15 protein-coding genes are annotated in these 15,854 nt (G+C 67.1%); 11 read left to right on the top strand and 4 right to left on the bottom strand.

Going from position 1 to position 15,854, the window contains the following annotated elements; translation table 11 throughout:
- Positions 1 to 25: 25 nt before the first annotated feature.
- Positions 26 to 730: a ferritin-like fold-containing protein gene (locus tag ABEA50_RS00210; protein WP_345492891.1), complete on the top strand. Its 705-nt coding sequence runs from the start codon at positions 26 to 28 to the stop codon at positions 728 to 730.
- A 69-nt stretch (positions 731 to 799) separates the two neighbouring features.
- On the opposite strand, the gene ABEA50_RS00205 is transcribed toward ABEA50_RS00210, so the two are convergent.
- Positions 800 to 1,636: a helix-turn-helix domain-containing protein gene (locus tag ABEA50_RS00205; protein WP_345492890.1), complete on the bottom strand. Its 837-nt coding sequence runs from the start codon at positions 1,634 to 1,636 to the stop codon at positions 800 to 802.
- Between the two features lie 162 nt (positions 1,637 to 1,798).
- Here ABEA50_RS00205 and ABEA50_RS00200 point away from each other — a divergent pair, with 162 nt between their 5' ends.
- Positions 1,799 to 2,344 (top strand): YceI family protein, encoded by a 546-nt coding sequence (locus ABEA50_RS00200; RefSeq protein ID WP_345492889.1) that lies wholly within the window; start codon positions 1,799 to 1,801, stop codon positions 2,342 to 2,344.
- A gap of 134 nt (positions 2,345 to 2,478) precedes the next feature.
- Entirely contained in the window at positions 2,479 to 2,703 is a 225-nt protein-coding gene (locus tag ABEA50_RS00195) for a DUF3107 domain-containing protein (RefSeq protein WP_345492888.1), read from the top strand.
- A gap of 114 nt (positions 2,704 to 2,817) precedes the next feature.
- On the opposite strand, the gene ABEA50_RS00190 is transcribed toward ABEA50_RS00195, so the two are convergent.
- Positions 2,818 to 3,492: a TetR/AcrR family transcriptional regulator gene (locus tag ABEA50_RS00190; RefSeq protein ID WP_345492887.1), complete on the bottom strand. Its 675-nt coding sequence runs from the start codon at positions 3,490 to 3,492 to the stop codon at positions 2,818 to 2,820.
- A gap of 195 nt (positions 3,493 to 3,687) precedes the next feature.
- On the opposite strand from ABEA50_RS00190, the gene ABEA50_RS00185 reads away from it, so the two are divergent.
- The 3 genes from ABEA50_RS00185 (at position 3,688) to ABEA50_RS00175 (ending at position 7,061) form a co-directional block, all read left to right on the top strand.
- Positions 3,688 to 4,812 (top strand): DUF3152 domain-containing protein, encoded by a 1,125-nt coding sequence (locus ABEA50_RS00185; RefSeq protein ID WP_425577492.1) that lies wholly within the window; start codon positions 3,688 to 3,690, stop codon positions 4,810 to 4,812.
- Between the two features lie 94 nt (positions 4,813 to 4,906).
- Complete coding sequence (moeZ, locus tag ABEA50_RS00180) at positions 4,907 to 6,091, top strand: adenylyltransferase/sulfurtransferase MoeZ (RefSeq protein WP_345492886.1); 1,185 nt, start codon at positions 4,907 to 4,909, stop codon at positions 6,089 to 6,091.
- A 118-nt stretch (positions 6,092 to 6,209) separates the two neighbouring features.
- Positions 6,210 to 7,061 carry a TIGR02569 family protein gene (locus tag ABEA50_RS00175; RefSeq protein WP_345492885.1) on the top strand — a complete coding sequence of 284 codons (852 nt, stop codon included), beginning with the start codon at positions 6,210 to 6,212 and terminating at the stop codon, positions 7,059 to 7,061.
- Between the two features lie 4 nt (positions 7,062 to 7,065).
- Here the strand turns inward: ABEA50_RS00175 and ABEA50_RS00170 are convergent, their stop codons facing one another.
- Together ABEA50_RS00170 and ABEA50_RS00165 are read right to left on the bottom strand one after the other, a co-directional pair.
- A complete protein-coding gene (locus ABEA50_RS00170) occupies positions 7,066 to 8,544 on the bottom strand; it encodes an MFS transporter (RefSeq protein ID WP_345492884.1) in 1,479 nt (492 codons plus the stop codon).
- Positions 8,545 to 8,641: 97 nt separating this feature from the next.
- Positions 8,642 to 9,313 carry a FadR/GntR family transcriptional regulator gene (locus ABEA50_RS00165; RefSeq protein ID WP_345492883.1) on the bottom strand — a complete coding sequence of 224 codons (672 nt, stop codon included), beginning with the start codon at positions 9,311 to 9,313 and terminating at the stop codon, positions 8,642 to 8,644.
- 122 nt (positions 9,314 to 9,435) lie between these two features.
- On the opposite strand from ABEA50_RS00165, the gene ABEA50_RS00160 reads away from it, so the two are divergent.
- The 5 genes from ABEA50_RS00160 (at position 9,436) to ABEA50_RS00140 (ending at position 15,799) form a co-directional block, all read left to right on the top strand.
- Positions 9,436 to 10,641, top strand: coding sequence for an MFS transporter (locus ABEA50_RS00160; protein WP_345494583.1), 1,206 nt, complete (start codon positions 9,436 to 9,438; stop codon positions 10,639 to 10,641).
- A 156-nt stretch (positions 10,642 to 10,797) separates the two neighbouring features.
- Positions 10,798 to 13,332: a nitrite reductase large subunit NirB gene (gene nirB, locus ABEA50_RS00155; protein ID WP_345492882.1), complete on the top strand. Its 2,535-nt coding sequence runs from the start codon at positions 10,798 to 10,800 to the stop codon at positions 13,330 to 13,332.
- A gap of 64 nt (positions 13,333 to 13,396) precedes the next feature.
- A complete protein-coding gene (gene nirD, locus ABEA50_RS00150) occupies positions 13,397 to 13,819 on the top strand; it encodes a nitrite reductase small subunit NirD (RefSeq protein WP_345492881.1) in 423 nt (140 codons plus the stop codon).
- 4 nt (positions 13,820 to 13,823) lie between these two features.
- Positions 13,824 to 15,065, top strand: a complete 1,242-nt coding sequence (locus tag ABEA50_RS00145; RefSeq protein WP_345492880.1) for a uroporphyrinogen-III synthase — start codon at positions 13,824 to 13,826, stop codon at positions 15,063 to 15,065.
- Entirely contained in the window at positions 15,062 to 15,799 is a 738-nt protein-coding gene (locus tag ABEA50_RS00140; RefSeq protein ID WP_345492879.1) for a sirohydrochlorin chelatase, read from the top strand. Before ABEA50_RS00145 ends, ABEA50_RS00140 begins: the two co-directional genes overlap by 4 nt.
- Positions 15,800 to 15,854: the final 55 nt, after the last annotated feature.

Below are 15,854 nucleotides of genomic sequence, written 5' to 3'. Positions count from 1 at the left end.
ATCTTCGAGTACTAGGCTGTGGGCTATGCCAGTAGAGTCACCTTCCGCGCCAGGTGTCGATGTGTCTTCCGATTCGGTGAATTCAGCTGTCCCGCCGAGTGATCCGGGTGTCACCGACCTGTTCGCGGTGCTCGCCTACGGTGAGATCTCCGCGTTCTATCGGTTGGCCGAGGAGGCCGAATCGGCCCCGAGCCTGCGTGGCAAGGTCGCGGTGGCGAAGATGGCGGCCGCCGAGATGGGGCACTTCACCACGCTCGAATCCGCGCTCGCCGCACGCGGTGTCGACGTCTACGACGCGATGGCGCCGTTCGTGCGCGCGCTGGACGCCTACCACAGCTCCACCGATCCCTCGACCTGGCTGGAGTCGATGGTGAAGTTTTATGTCGGCGACGGTATCGCCGCCGACTTCTACAACGAGATCGCCGGAGCGCTGACCCCTGATGTCGCCGCCGTTGTGCGCGATGTGCTCGCCGAGACCAGCCACTCCGAGTTCGTGGTGGAGGAGGTGCGGCGCGCGGTCGAGGTCAGCCGTTCCGAGCGCGACCGGCTGACCCTGTGGGGCAGGCGGCTGCTGGGTGAGGCGATCACGCAGGCGCAGTACGTGATGGCCCAACGCGACGAGCTGACCGATCTGGTGCTGGCCGCGACCGGAGATCTCAACGGCATCGCCGCGTTGTTCGAGCGGATGCAGGACAGCCACGCCGAACGCATGGCGACGCTGGGTATTTGACGCGCGGGGCATTCGACGCACTCGAGCGTTGGGTGACCCCACGTTGGGTGGCCGATGTCGATCGGCGCCTTACTCGTTGACGGCGCGATCGGGGACCAGCCGTAGGTTCGGCGCCTGGATCTGGGCCTGATCGGTCAACCAGACGACGACATTGTGGTCGTGATCGGCACGGAGTGTTTCGAACGGCACCTCGACCTGTCCGGCGACGGGGTGCTCCAGCCGCAGCGATCCCGACAGCGGCGCGCTCACCCGATGTGGCTGCCAGCGCCGGTCGAATTCCGGGCTGTGGCGCAGCATATCGATCGTTTCGGTGAGCGCGTTGTCGCGTGGCCACCGTGCCGCGGCTCGGCTGAGCGTCGCGCAGAAGAAATCGGCGACCTCCGGCCAATTGCGCAGCACCGACCGCGCCGCCGGATCCATGAACGTGTACCAGGCGAGATTGGGTCGCTGGTCGCCGTCGAGCAGACCCAACGGCGTCACGAACCGCTCCCACGCGTGATTCCAGCCGAGGACGTTCAGCCGACGCCCGGTGACGAAGGCCGGGGTCGGTGCCAACGCGCGCAGCACGGTCTCGATGGTCTCCGGCACCGTGATATCGGCGGACTGGTCTCGTGGACAACGGGATTCGTTACCCGCGACCATGGCGAGCAGGCTGAAATGGTGATGTTCCTCGGGGTTGAGCAGCAGTGCGGATGAGAGTGCCTCCAGCACGGCTAGCGAGGGGTTGTTGTCGCGGCCTTGTTCGAGCCGAGCCAGGTAATCCGCGCTGACACCGGCACGCACCGCGACTTCCTCACGGCGCAGGCCGGGTGTTCTGCGCCGGCCGCCGCCCGGGAGACCGACGTCCTCGGGGCGCAGGGCGGCCCTGCGCGCGGTGAGGAATTCCCCGAGTGCGTTTCGAGTCATGGTGGCGTCGATCCTGCCGTTGTTTCGTGGACGGGTGTTGTCGTATCGCTGCTGTGCACGTCCTTACTACTCTGCGCGACGCGGCCCGATTTATCCCAGACCTGATAGAGCCAGGATAACGGCGGTCTGGTTATCGGACCGTGGTCCGTTAAGGTCGATGGCATGACAAGTTCCTCGCAGACCGCTTCCGCACTGAAGACCGGACCGTGGGCGCTGGACGCCGCGCACTCCTCGGTCGCCTTCACCATCCGACACCTCGGCATCTCGAAGGTGCGTGGTGGATTCAACCGCTTCGAGACCGAGTTCCTGGTCGACGACAAGGGTGAGGCCACCATCGGCGCGACCATCTACCTCGACTCGTTCGACACCGGCAATGCCGACCGTGACGCGCACATCCGCAACGCGGACTTCCTTGACGTCGAGAACCGGCCGACCCTGACCTTCCGTGCCAACGGCCCGGTGGCGCTCGCCGAGAGCTTCGAGGTCGAAGGCACCGCGACACTCGGCTCCGCGAGCACGCCGGTCACCCTCGACGTCGAATGGGGTGGCGTGCAGGAATTCGGCCCGACCGGCGACCGGCACGCGGGATTCTCCGCCACCGGCACCGTCAAGCGCACCGAGCTCGGCGTCGGCGGCCCGATGCCGGGCATGCTGAGCGACGCCGTGAAGATCGAGCTGGAAATTCAGCTGGTCGAGCCCGCGTCCTGACCCAGGCCGCGGGCGCTCTCGGGTTTGCCCGCACCTGTTCGCGCACAGCGCAGGCGGCCGTGTCCTGTGCCGGGTCGTGCTCGGATAACCTGGGGTCCGACAAGCACAGGACTCTTACGTTCGGAGGTTTGGCCGTGGAGGTCAAGATCGGTATTTCGGATAGCCCGCGTGAGCTCGTGATCAACAGCTCGCAGACCCCGGACGAGGTCGAGAAGCTGGTGTCGTCGGCGCTGGGCGGCGACGCCGTGGTGACGCTGGTCGACGAGAAGGGACGCAAGTTCCTGATCCAGTCGGCGAAGATCTCCTACGTCGAGATCGGTTCACCCGCGGGTGGACGGGTCGGCTTCGCCGCTGTCTGAGGCCGCTGGCTGGTAGGCGAGGACCTACCCCCACCGAACTCCGCGCAATACAGTGCGAGCCCTGAAGCCGATCGGCTTCAGGGCTCGCACTGTATTGCTTGTCTGCGACGAGTGCTACAGATCCCAGGCGGAGGCATCCGCCGGATGCAGCGGCACGTGCGAAAGACCACCCCAGGCCAGACCCACCGTCGTATCGACAGCGTCCTCCTTGGGGATCGGCCGGTCGGCCTCCAGCCAGTAGCGCGCGGTGAATTGGCTGGCACCCACCAGGCCCACCGCGAAGATCCGCGCGCGGTACGGGTCGAGGCCCGAGTCGTGGGCGACCAGATCGAACACCGCGTCGACGCAGGCTTCGGTGGCTTGCTCCACCCTCCGCTGCACCTGCGGCTCGCTGATCAGGTCGGATTCGAACACCAACCGGAAGCCCTGCATCTCGTTGTCGACGAAATCGAAGTACGCCTGCACCGCGGCGCGGACGCGCTGGCGGTTGTCGGTGGTCGAGCGCAGCGCCTGGCGGACACTCGACACCAGCATGTCGACGTAATTCTGGAGCACCGCGAGATAGAGTTCCAGCTTGCTGGTGAAGTGCTGATACAGCACCGGCTTGCTGACCCCGGCGCACTGTGAGATCTCGTCCATCCCCGCAGCGTGATAGCCACGCTGCACGAAGATCTCACTGGCCGCCACTAGCAACTGCTGACGTCGCTCCTCGCGCGGAAGCCGGGTGCCGCGTTTGGTGGGTTCGGGCGACGATTTGCGGGTCGTCATCCGGTCCACGAGGTCAGTCATTGTTCGGCTCTCCCAGTCGATTCCCGGGCAGAAAAGGTTTGTACACCGGGTATCCCGAGAACGATACTCGGTTACCACCCGGTGTCGGAGCGGGGTTGGAATAACCGGGGCCTCTCGGTGAGATATGTCGCACCGATCCCCGATGGCACGGTGCGCCCGTAATCAGCCATATGGGCCTGTGAGACCCTGTTATGCGTGACCGACCGACCGGAAAGGCCGTCCGGCGGCAGGCGCGCTTCGCGCCGATCCGCTGGTTCCGGCGTGCGCGGCTCCGTCGAAGCAGGCGGCGGGCGAGCCATCACGGCTTATCGTGCTCGCGAGGACGGCGTCGAAATCTATGATCCGCTGGGCCTTTACGAGCAGCGGCCGAACCCGCACGAGCCGCTACGGGCCGCGTGGGATCCGACGTCGGAGACCGAGGGGAGGGCGCGCCCCCGTCCTGACCGTGACACCAAGAAGCAAAGCGCGCTGGGCAGATTCGTGTCCACCTACGGGTGGCGGGCGTACGCGCTTCCCGTGCTGCTCGCGGTGACGGTGCTGGTCATCGTCGACGCGGTGCGCAGCCCCGACACCGGCTCCTCGGACGATGGCGCTCCCGGAATCGGACAGTTGAGCACGGATTCGGCCGCCGGGGGCATCATCGGTGCGCCGCCGGGCGACGAGCCGTTTCCCACCGATCTGCCGACCGGTGCGCTACCCGACGGCGGTCCGTTCACCGAAACCGGTTCCGGCGCTTGGCATGTGGTGCCGGGTACCAGTGCGCAGATCGGTACGGGCAGCCAATTCGTGTTCCGCTACAGCGTGGATATCGAGGACGGGGTCGACACCTCCGGCTACGGCGGCGACCAGTCGGTGGCCACGTTGGTGGAATCGACCCTGGCCAACCCCAAGAGCTGGACCCACGACACGAAGTTCGCGTTCCTCCGGGTCGACCAGGGCGATACCGATTTTCGGGTTTCGCTCACCTCACGCGCCACCACCCGCAAGTCCTGCGGGTTCGAGATCCCGATCGACTCGTCGTGCTACAACGCCGACCTCGACCGGGTGGTGTTGTCGGAGGCCAGGTGGGTGCGTGGCGCGCCGGCGTTCGACGGTGACATCGGTTCCTACCGGCAGTATCAGGTCAACCACGAGGTCGGGCACGCGATCGGCTATCACCAGCACCAGCCGTGCGAGGTCGACGGGGGCCTCGCGCCGATCATGATGCAACAAACCTTCGGCACCGAGAACAACGACATCGCCGTCCTGGATCCGCACGGTGTCGTCCCGATGGACGGTAAGAACTGTCGATTCAATCCCTGGCCGTACCCGAGGGCCTGAGGTCGTAGCCGGCACGCGACGATGGTGGGAAGAACGGATTGGCCGCGGGTGTTGTACCACGCGATCGACCCCATCGATTCGAGGAGTGCTGGACGTGTCATCACCTGAGTCCCTGCCGCCGCTGGTCGAGCCCGCCGCGGAGCTGACCAACGACGAGGTCGCCCGCTACAGCAGGCACCTGATCATTCCCGATCTCGGCGTAGACGGACAGAAGCGGCTGAAGAACGCCAAGGTGTTGGTGATCGGCGCGGGCGGGCTCGGCTCGCCCGCTCTGCTGTACCTGGCCGCGGCGGGGGTCGGGACGCTCGGCATCGTCGAGTTCGACGAGGTCGACGCCTCCAATCTGCAACGCCAGGTCATTCACGGTGAATCCGATATCGGCCGCCCCAAGGCCGACAGTGCGCGCGACTCGATCCTGGAGATCAATTCCGGAATCGACGTGCGACTGCACAAGATTCGGTTGGAGCCGGAGAACGCCGTCGAACTGTTCGCGCAGTACGACCTGATCGTCGACGGCACCGATAACTTCGCCACCCGCTACCTGGTCAACGACGCGGCGGTGCTGGCGGGCAAGCCGTACGTGTGGGGTTCGATCTACCGGTTCGAGGGTCAGGTTTCGGTGTTCTGGGAGGATGCGCCGAACGGTCGCGGCCTGAACTACCGGGATCTGTACCCGGAGGCGCCGCCGCCGGGAATGGTGCCTTCGTGCGCGGAGGGCGGCGTGCTCGGGGTGCTGTGCGCCTCGATCGGTTCGGTGATGGTGACCGAGGCGATCAAGCTGATCACCGGGATCGGCGAACCGCTGCTCGGTCGGCTCATGGTGTACGACGCGCTCGACATGAACTACCGCACCATCAAGCTGCGCCGCGACCCCGAGCGTCAGCCGATCACCGAACTGATCGATTACGAGGCGTTCTGCGGTGTGGTCTCCGAAGAAGGACAGTCGGCGGCGGCGGGCTCGACGGTCACCGCGCGCGAACTCAAGGACCTGATCGACGCGGGCAAGGACGTGGCGATCATCGACGTGCGCGAACCGGTCGAGTGGGACATCGTGCACATCGACGGCGCCACGCTGGTGCCGAAGGACCGAATCCTTTCCGGCGAGGCGCTTTCCGAGCTGCCGCAACACCGACCGATCGTGCTGCACTGCAAGACCGGCATCCGTTCGGCGGAGGCGCTGGCCGCGCTCAAGCGGGCGGGTTTCTCGGACGCGACGCACCTGCAGGGCGGCATCGTGGCGTGGGCGCGTCAGATCGATCCTTCGCTGCCGGTGTACTGACCGGCAGGCTGGGCGCCACCCCGACACACCGTTGACGGCGCGCTGTCTCGGACACAGCCGAGGAAAACGCAGCGCGCCGCACCCGAATACCGCCGCTACCGGCGGTACCGTACGGCCCGTGACTTCCCTGGAACCTCCCGAGCACGTTCGTGCCACGTTCGGTTTGCGTGAAGTGACCCCGATCGCGCTGGCCGACTGGGAGGGCGGCTGGCGGTTGGGGGATGTGGTGTTGAGCCCGGTCGCCGATCACGCGCGGGCGGCTTGGTCGGCCAAGGTGCGCGAGACGCTGGAGGTGGACGGGCTGCGGCTGGCCCGTCCGGTGCGCGCGACCGACGGTCGCTATGTCGTGTCGGGTTGGCGTGCGGACACTTTCGTCGACGGTGCGCCGGAAGCGCGCTACGACGAGGTGGTTTCGGTGTCGTTGCGGCTGCACGAGGCCACCGCCGGACTGGAGCGTCCACGGTTTCTGGTGCAACCGCCGGTGGCGCCGTGGGTGGATGTCGATGTGTTCGTCGCCGCGGATCGCGCCGCGTGGGAGGCGGTTCCGTTGCGCAGCCTGCGCGCGGGCGGACCGTTGCCGACGACGTCGCCGGACGGCAAGCGCAGCATCGAGTTGATCGGCCAGTTGGCGACGCTGCGCAAAACGGTGCGCGCCGAACCACAATTGGTACATGGTGACCTCTTCGGCACCGTGCTGTTCGCGGGTGCGGCCACCCCCGGTCTCACCGACATCACGCCGTATTGGCGCCCGGCGTCGTGGGCGGCCGGGGTGATCGTGATCGATGCGCTGGCCTGGGGTGGTGCCGACGACGGCCTGCTCGATCGCTGGGCGGACCTGCCCGAGTGGCCGCAGATGTTGTTGCGGGCCACCATTTTCCGTCTCGCGGTGCATGCGCTGCACCCGCGTTCGACGCCGGAGGCGTTTCCCGGTCTTGCCAGGACCGCCGACATGGTGCGGTTCACCCTGTGAGGGCTCAGACGTTCGCGTAGGCGAGCGAGGCAACCCGTTCGGTCGCGAACGTGGTCCGCAGATAGAACCACCAGGTGAGGCCCGCCATCAGCAGGAACGCGGCGGCGTAGGCCCAGAAGGCCGGTGTCATGCTGTGAAAGTTGATGTTGGACAAGCGAAGTGCCTGTTGGAGGACGTAGCCGCCGGAGGCGCCGATCGCGCCGATGACGCCGATCGCGGCCCCCGCCTGGCGGCGTGCCGAAGCCGTCGCCGTGGCCGGGTCGATGCCCTCGGCTTCGGCGCGTGCGACGGACTCGGCGTTGAAGATGGACGGGATCATCCGGTAGGTCGAACCGTTGCCTATGCCGGTCAGCACGAACAGCAGTAGGAACGACACGAGAAACAGCGGGAAACTCCGCAGGCCGAGTCCCGCGATGATCAGTGCCGAGGCCACCGCCATGCCGAGCAGCGCGTACACGGTGATTCGGGCGCCGCCGACTTTGTCGGAGATCCAGCCGCCGAAGGGGCGACTGAACGAGCCGACCAGGGCGCCGAGAAAGGCCAGGTTGCCGAGGGTGGTGATCCAGCCGATCTGGGCGAGATCCGGGAAATTGGCCTTGATCAGTGTCGGGAAGGCGAACGAGAACCCGATGAACGAGCCGAAGGTGCCGACGTAGAGCACTGACATGATCCAGGTGTGGCGGCTGGTCAAGGCGAGTCGATAGGACCGGCCGTCGGATTTCGCGGTGCTGATGCTGTCCATGTAGCGCAGGGCGCCGAACGTCGCGGCCAGGATGAACGGCACCCAGACCAGCACCGACAGGGTGATGCCGAACCGGTAGCCCGCGGCGTCCTTCGCGGTGAGATGCGTGCCGAGGGTGACCAGCAGCGGGAGCGCGAGCTGGGTCTGTGCGACGCCGAGGTTGCCGCCGGCCGCGTTGATGCCGAGCGCGGCGCCTTTCTTTCCCTCGGGGAAGAAGAACGAGATATTGGCCATCGATGAGGAGAAATTGCCGCCACCGAATCCGGCGAGGGCGGCGAGCAGCATGAATACCCAGAACGGTGTCTCGGGCTGGTTCACGAAATAGGCGAGGCCGAGGGTGGGGACGAGCAGCATCCCCGCGCTGAATGTGGTGAACGCGCGGCCGCCGAATTTCGGGATGGCGAAGGTGTAGGGAACGCGCAGTACCGATCCGACGAGGGTCGGTGTCGAGGTGAGCAGCAGCGCGTTGCTTACCGCCACCGGGTCGCCCCTGTCGAGTCCGGCGAGAAAATCGAATCCCGCCGCGCCCATACTGGTGACGACGGTGCCCCAGATCACCCAGATGCTGAATCCGAGGTTTTCGGCGAATACCGAAAGACCGAGGTTTTTGCGCGCGGTCTTGTCGGCTCCGGATTCCCAGAAGCGCGGATTGTCCGGTTCCCAATGGTCGAGCCAGCGTCCGCGTTTACGGTGCGTGAACGTCGGCGATGCGGTGCGGGTTTCGGCTGTTACGACGGTCATCAGGACAAAGTAGGCAGCTGTTGTTGCCTGCCCGTGGCCTCGGATGACGTTTCGGGCACATTCGACTCACAGCCGCGCGACGGCGGTGGTGAAGGTCTTATCGCGCGTCCGGGTACCCGGCGATCAAGGCGTCGAGGAAACAGCGGGTGGCCTTGGCCGCCCCCTCGGGGTCGCTGTCGATCACCGCTTGTACGAGGTCGGCGTGTTCCTGGTCGTAATTGTCGCGCGAGGCGGAGCTGTTGGCGCGGATCACGCTCTCGATCGAGGGCAACAGCGAATCGTAGAACTCCAGATATACCGCGTTGTGGCTGGCGACGACGATTGCGCGGTGCAGTTGCACGTCGGCGTCGATGGAGTCGGGATCGCCCGCATCCCAGGCGCGTTGGCGTTCGGCGAGCAGGCGGGTCAGCGTCGCCACGTCGGTGTCGTCGCGGCGGCGCGCGGCCAGCGCCGCTGCGTTGGTGTCGAGCGCGAGGCGCAGTTCGAGGATGTCGCGGTCCTGGGCGTCGGCGAAGTATTTGGTGAGCGTGCCGCCGAGGTCGGAGGTGGCGATCACGTAGGTGCCCGAGCCTTGGCGGCGTTCCAGCATGCCCGCGTGCACCAGTGCTTGGACCGCCTCGCGCACGGTATTGCGCCCGGTCCCGGTGAGCTCGGTGAGCGCGGGTTCGGTGGGGATGCGCGAGCCGACGGGCCAGTTTCCGGAATGAATCTCCGAGCGCAGCTGTTCGGTTACTTGGGCGATGAGGCTGGTGCGGCGGACGTGTTGCACCGGGCAAGGGTACCGCTCATCACATCGCGTTGCCTCATATCATCCGGTCATCCTATGATTTCCCGGTGACTTCCACCGTTCGGGCCGCAGAGCATTCCGCTGAGACCACACCCGCCGACGCGATCAGCCAGCGCAAGCGCGGGCTCATCGAGGGTCGGCTGCTGGTCCTGGCGGCCATCGTCGCCTCGGCGGCGACCCTGCGCCTCGCGGTGACCTCGTTCAGTCCGTTGGCCGCCAGGATCGGCGAGGACATCGGGTACGGCACCGCCATCGTCGGTGTTTTCGGCATGATCCCCACCGCGATGTTCGCGGTGTTCGGCGTACTCACCCCGACGATCACCCGCTCGCTCGGCCTGGAACGCACGGCGCTCGTGGCGATGTCATTGGCCGGTATCGGCATGCTCAGCAGGGTTCTGGTGTCCGACACCGCGTTACTGCTCGTGCTGTCCGGTGTCGCGTTGGCGGGTATGGGCATCGGTAATGTGGTGGTTCCGCCGCTGGTGAAGCGGTATTTCCCCGACCGGGTCGCGCTGGTCAGCTCGCTGTACATCGTGATGGTCCAGCTCGGCACCATCGCACCGGCCTTCGCGGCGGTGCCGCTGGCCGAGGCATACGGGTGGCGATTCTCGGTCGGTATCTGGGCGGTGCTCGGCTTCGTGGCCGTCGTGCCGTGGCTCGGTGTGCTGCGCGGCAAGCGCGGACGCGATCGTGCCGACACCACCGCGATGGCCGACGACGCCCCCGCGCAAGGCAAGATCTGGCGCTCGCCGTTGGCATGGGGAATGGCGGGCATGTTCGGCATGACCTCGCTGAACACCTACGCCATGTTCACCTGGATTCCCACGATCCTCGGCGACGCCGGCGCCAGCGCGGGATTCGGCGGCGCGATGGTCGGTGTGTTCTCGATGGTCGGTCTTGTCGCCGCGTTGAGCGCTCCCACGGTGGTCACGCGGTTCCGCAACCCGTTCCCGGTGGTGGTGGCCTGCGTGCTCTGCTTCGTCGTCGGCTTCACCGGACTGCTGGTGGCGCCGATGAGCGCGCCCGTGCTCTGGGTGGTGATCGTCGGGCTCGGGCCGAGCACCTTCCCGATGGCGCTCACCTTGATCAACCTGCGCACCCGCACGCCGAACGGCTCCAGCGCGCTCTCGGGATACACCCAGGGCCTCGGTTACGCGGTGGCCTGCATCGGTCCGCTGTTGTTCGGTGTACTGCACTCGCTCACCGACGGCTGGGTGGTGCCGTTCGGCCTGCTCTACCTCTCGGTGGTGGTCTTGCTGATCGGCGCTTGGCAGGCCTGCAAGCCGCGCGTGCTCGAAGACACCTGGTGACCCCGCACGGCGCACCTCGGCTCGACTGAGCGCACGCTTGCTCACCCGTTGTCACCACGGCGGGTGAGCAAGCGTTGACTTGACCGACATTTCGCGCAGCATGGCGGCAATACCCGTTTCCTACCGTGGGGCCAACCGGATTTTGGGAGGCCACGCATGAACGGCGCAGTTGACTTCGGACAGCGCGAGACCGTGGTGGTGGTCGGCCACGGAATGGTCGGACATCGCTTCGTCGAAGCGTTGCGAGCGCGCGACACCGAAGGGCGCTGGCAGGTCGTGGTGCTCGGTGAGGAAGCACTGCCCGCCTACGACCGCGTCGGTCTCTCGTCCTATGTCGGGACCTGGGATGCCGCGGCATTGGCGTTGCCCGGCAACGACTATCACGGCGACGACCTGGTCGAACTTCGGCTTGGTGCGCGTGTCGAGACGATCGATCGGCAGGCGCGCGAGGTGCGCACCGCCACCGGCGAGACCATCGCCTACGACGCGTTGGTGCTGGCGACCGGATCGTATCCGTTCGTGCCGCCCGTACCTGGCCACGACTTGGATGCCTGCTTCGTCTATCGGACCCTCGATGATCTGGACGGCATCCGCGCCGCCGCGCACAGGGCGGGTCCCGGTGCCGCCGGTGTCGTGGTCGGTGGTGGGTTGCTCGGACTGGAGGCGGCGAATGCCCTTCGTCTGCTCGGGATCACCCCGCACGTCGTGGAATTCAATCCACGACTGATGCCCGCCCAGATCGACGCGGGTGGCGGCGCCGTGCTCGCCGGTCTGGTGAGCGCGCTCGGGCTCGAGGTACACACCGGGGTCGCGACCTCGGGAATCGAAGCCACCGACAGCGGCGTGCGCGTCACGCTGTCGGATGACTCGGTGATCGACGCCGGGCTGGTCGTCTTCTCCGCCGGAGTACGACCGCGCGACCAACTCGCCGCCGACAGCGGGCTCGAACTCGGGCCACGCGGCGGCGTAGGCACCGATCTCGGGCTGCGCACCAGCGACCCGAATATCTGGGCGATCGGTGAATGCGCCGCCGTCGAGGGCGCTTGCTACGGCCTGGTCGCGCCCGGTTACACCACGGCGGAGATCGTCGCCGACCGGCTGCTGGGCGGTGCGGGCGAATTCCCCGGCGCCGACATGTCGACCAAGCTCAAGCTGCTCGGCGTCGACGTCGCGAGTTTCGGTGACGCGCACGCCGCGACCGAGGGCGCGCTCTCGGTGGTGCTGCACGACGCGGCCAAGGGCACCTACGCGAAGCTGGTGGTCTCCGACGACGCGAAGACCCTGCTCGGCGGCATTCTTGTCGGTGACGCGACGGCGTATTCGGCCTTACGTCCGCTGGTCGGCCGCCCGCTACCTGCCGAACCGGCGGCGCTGATCTCGCCCGCCGGCGCCGAACTCGGTGCGGACGCACTACCCGACGACGCGCAGATCTGCTCATGCAACAACGTGTCCAAGGGCGCGATCTGCTCGGCGATCACCGAGGGCGCGTGCGACATCCCGTCGGTGAAGAGCTGCACCTCGGCCGGAACCTCGTGCGGTGGTTGCGTTCCCATGCTCAAGAAGCTGCTGCAACAGTCCGGTGTCGCGTTGTCGAAGGCGTTGTGTGAGCACTTCGAGCAGTCGCGTTCGGAGTTGTTCCAGATCGTCGAGGTCACCGGAATCCGCACGTTCTCCGGCCTGATCGCCAAGTACGGCAAGGGTTGCGGCTGCGATATCTGCAAGCCGACGGTCGCCTCCATTCTCGCCTCGACCTCGAGCGAACACATCCTCGACGGCGAGCAGGCGGCGTTGCAGGACACCAACGACCACTTCCTGGCCAACCTGCAGAAGAACGGCACGTACTCGGTGGTCCCGAGGATGCCAGGCGGCGAGGTGACCGCGCAGCAGCTCATCACGATCGGCGAGGTGGCCGCGGAATTCGACCTGTATGTGAAGGTCACCGGCGGTCAGCGCATCGACATGTTCGGTGCGCGGGTCGACCAGTTGCCGTTGATCTGGCGACGTCTCGTCGACGCGGGCATGGAATCCGGGCACGCCTACGGCAAGTCGTTGCGCACGGTGAAGAGTTGCGTCGGGTCCACCTGGTGCCGCTACGGCCAACAGGATTCGGTGGGAATGGCGGTGCGGCTGGAGAAGCGTTACCGCGGCCTGCGCTCGCCGCACAAGATCAAGCTCGGGGTATCGGGGTGCGCGCGCGAATGCGCGGAGGCGCGCGGCAAGGACGTCGGCGTGATCGCCACCGAGCAGGGCTGGAACCTGTATGTCGGCGGCAACGGCGGACTCACGCCCAAGCACGCGGTATTGCTCGCCGGCGAGCTGGACGACGAGACCCTGATCAAATACATCGACAGGTACCTGATGTTCTACATTCGCACCGCCGACCGGCTACAGCGCACCGCGCCGTGGCAGGAATCACTCGACGGCGGTTTCGAGCACCTCACCCAGGTGATCTGCGCCGACAGTCTCGGTATCGCCGAGGATCTGGAGGCCGCGATGGCCGCGCATGTGGCCGGTTACCGCGACGAATGGGCCGAGGTGCTCGACGATGAGGAGAAGCTGTCGCGTTTCGTGTCTTTCGTCAACGCGCCGGAGCAGTCCGATCCGACGATCGCCTTCGACGACAGCGGCGAACGCAAGGTTCCCGTGCTGCTCGGCCTCCCCGAGGTCGCGGCGGGTACCCGCCCGAAATGATGGCTTAACTCGGAAGCAACAGCACGCGGGTAGCAATGAGTAGGGCGTTTGGAGGATGACAGCCATGACCGTGATCGATATCGAGAACGACGAGAGCCGCACCGGGAGCAGCGTGGGGCGCACGATCCCGCGGTGGACGCGGGCCTGCCTTCTTGACCACCTGATCGCGGGTAGGGGGGTGGCGGTCCTGCTGCGCGGTGGACGGCAGGCGGCGCTGATCCGTACCGAGGCGGGCGTGCTCTACGCGGTGGGCAATATCGATCCTGCCGGTCGCGCGGCGGTGATGTCGCGCGGGATCGTCGGCGATCGCGCGGGTGTTCCCGTGCTGGCCTCGCCGTTGTTGAAGCAGGTCTACTCGCTCGAGGACGGACAGTGCCTCGACGATCCCGCGTTGAGCTTGCCGGTGTTCGCCGTGCGGGTGGACGACGGAATCGTCTCGGTGTCCGACGAGCCGATCACGCTCGAGCACGCCGCGACGGGCGGGTGATCCCATGACGCCACTCGACACGGGTGCCGGCCTCGCCGGTTTCACGGTGGGGATCACGGCCGCGCGCAGGGCCGTCGAGTTCGCGACGATGCTGGAACGCCGTGGCGCCACCGTTGTCTCGGCGCCCGCGATTCGGATCATTCCGCTGGTCGATGACACCGAGTTGACGAGGGTGACCCGTCAGCTCATCGTCGATCCACCGCGAATCGTGGTGGCTACCACCGGAATCGGTTTCCGAGGATGGATGGAAGCCGCCGAGGGTTGGGGCCTCGCCGAACCCTTGCGCGACACATTCGCCACGGCACGGATGTTGGCACGCGGCCCCAAGGCCAAGGGGGCGATTCGCGCCGCTGAGCTGCGGGAGGAGTGGTCACCTGCCTCGGAGTCCTCCGCCGAGGTGCTCGATCATCTGCTGGCCGAGGGCGTCGAGGGTGTTCGGATCGCCGTGCAGTTGCACGGTGCGACCACCGAGTGGGAGCCGATCCCCGACTTCTGTGAGGTATTGCGTTGTGCGGGCGCGGATGTCGTCGCCGTGCCGGTGTACCGGTGGATTCCGCCGGAAGACAGCGGGCCGATGGATCAGCTGATCGAGGCGATCCTCACCGCGAACCTGGACTGCGTCACCTTCACCAGTGCGCCCGCCGTGGCGTCGATGTTGATGCGCGCCAAGGATTCCGGGGTGCTCGACGGCCTGCTGCACGCGCTGCGCACGCGCGTTCTGCCCGCCTGTGTTGGCCCGATCACCGCCGCACCGTTGGAGGAACTCGGCGTGCCGACCTCGATGCCGCACCGGGCCAGGCTCGGCGCGCTGGCACGACATGTCGCCGAGGAACTGCCGCGTCGAGCCAACCGCATCTACGCCGCTGGACACACGATCAGCGTGCGCGGCGGGTGCGTGGTGGTCGACGGCGAGGTCCGGCAGTTGGCGCCGGCGCCGATGGCATTGATGCGGACGCTCGCCAGGCAGCCCGGCCGGGTGGTTTCCCGGGAGAACCTGCTCGCGGCCTTGCCCGGTGGCGGTGCGGACACCCACGCCGTGGAGACGGCCATCGCGCGACTGCGTGCGGGACTCGGCGCGCCGAAGGTGATTCAGACCGTCGTGAAGCGGGGGTACCGGATCGCGATGGACGCGCTGGACACCGCGGAGTGTGGCGACCACGGGGTGCGGGTGCAGGTCGCGGATCCGCCGTACACGCCGGGGGCGCAGTCCGCTGTGCGTGCTGTGCAGGCCGCGGGGACCTGGTGAACGCGCCCGCCCTGGTTCTCATCGCGCATGGAACCAGGAGTACCAAGGGGGTGGCGTTGATCGCGCGTCTCGCCGAGGCCGTTACCGGTGAGCTGGCCGCCAGCTCCCCGGGTGGTGCGCGAACTCCTTGTGTGCGTACGGCTTTCGTCGACGTTCTGGGGCCGTCTCCGGCGGAGGTGCTGCGCGATCTCGCCGAGCGCGGCTCCGAGGCCGTCGCGGTGCCCGCTTTTCTCGCCTCCGGCTATCACGTGTATCACGATGTGCCGCGCGCGGTGGCCGAGAGCGGACACCCCGGCGTCGTGGTCACCCCGGCCATGGGACCGGATCCCGCGCTGGCGCGCGTGCAGCATCTGCGCTTGGTTGCCGTGGGGTGGCGGCCCGGTGACGAGGTGGTCTTCGCTGCGGCGGGTTCTTCGGATGCGCGTGCGCGCGCGGACGTTCGACGCGCGGCCGGGCTGCTCGGTGCGCGTCTCGGTGTCGAGCCGACCGTCGGATACATCGCCACCGGTGCGCCCACCGTCGGGGACAGTGTTGCCGCGCTCCGTGTTTCGGGTGGTAAGCGAGTCTTTGTCGCGTCCTACCTGCTCTCGCACGGCCTGTTCCAGCAGCGGTTGTCCGAGGCGGAGGCCGACGGTGTCGCCGCGCCGATCGGCGTTCATCGCTCGGTGGTCGGGCTGATCGCCGAGCGTTATCGCAGTGCCGTGCACGAACTGGACCGCACGCACGCGCGGTGAGCATCGACCTCGCGTGGCGGCCATTCGCCGGTCGCGCGCGGCGCGTATCGCTTCG

The sequence above is a fragment of the Nocardia callitridis genome (assembly GCF_039543305.1).
Lineage (GTDB): Bacteria > Actinomycetota > Actinomycetes > Mycobacteriales > Mycobacteriaceae > Nocardia > Nocardia callitridis.
The sequence above is the reverse complement of the archived record's forward strand: the minus strand, read 5'-3'. Positions and strand labels throughout refer to the sequence as shown.

Excerpts from the sequence above, each read along its gene's own strand:
- ABEA50_RS00210 (WP_345492891.1), top strand. The coding sequence starts at position 26 with ATGCCAGTAGAGTCACCTTCCGCGCCAGGTGTCGATGTGTCTTCCGAT.
- ABEA50_RS00205 (WP_345492890.1), bottom strand. The coding sequence starts at position 1,636 with ATGACTCGAAACGCACTCGGGGAATTCCTCACCGCGCGCAGGGCCGCC.
- ABEA50_RS00200 (WP_345492889.1), top strand. The coding sequence starts at position 1,799 with ATGACAAGTTCCTCGCAGACCGCTTCCGCACTGAAGACCGGACCGTGG.
- ABEA50_RS00190 (WP_345492887.1), bottom strand. The coding sequence starts at position 3,492 with ATGACTGACCTCGTGGACCGGATGACGACCCGCAAATCGTCGCCCGAA.
- ABEA50_RS00170 (WP_345492884.1), bottom strand. The coding sequence starts at position 8,544 with ATGACCGTCGTAACAGCCGAAACCCGCACCGCATCGCCGACGTTCACG.
- nirB (WP_345492882.1), top strand. The coding sequence starts at position 10,798 with ATGAACGGCGCAGTTGACTTCGGACAGCGCGAGACCGTGGTGGTGGTC.
- nirD (WP_345492881.1), top strand. The coding sequence starts at position 13,397 with ATGACCGTGATCGATATCGAGAACGACGAGAGCCGCACCGGGAGCAGC.
- ABEA50_RS00145 (WP_345492880.1), top strand. The coding sequence starts at position 13,824 with ATGACGCCACTCGACACGGGTGCCGGCCTCGCCGGTTTCACGGTGGGG.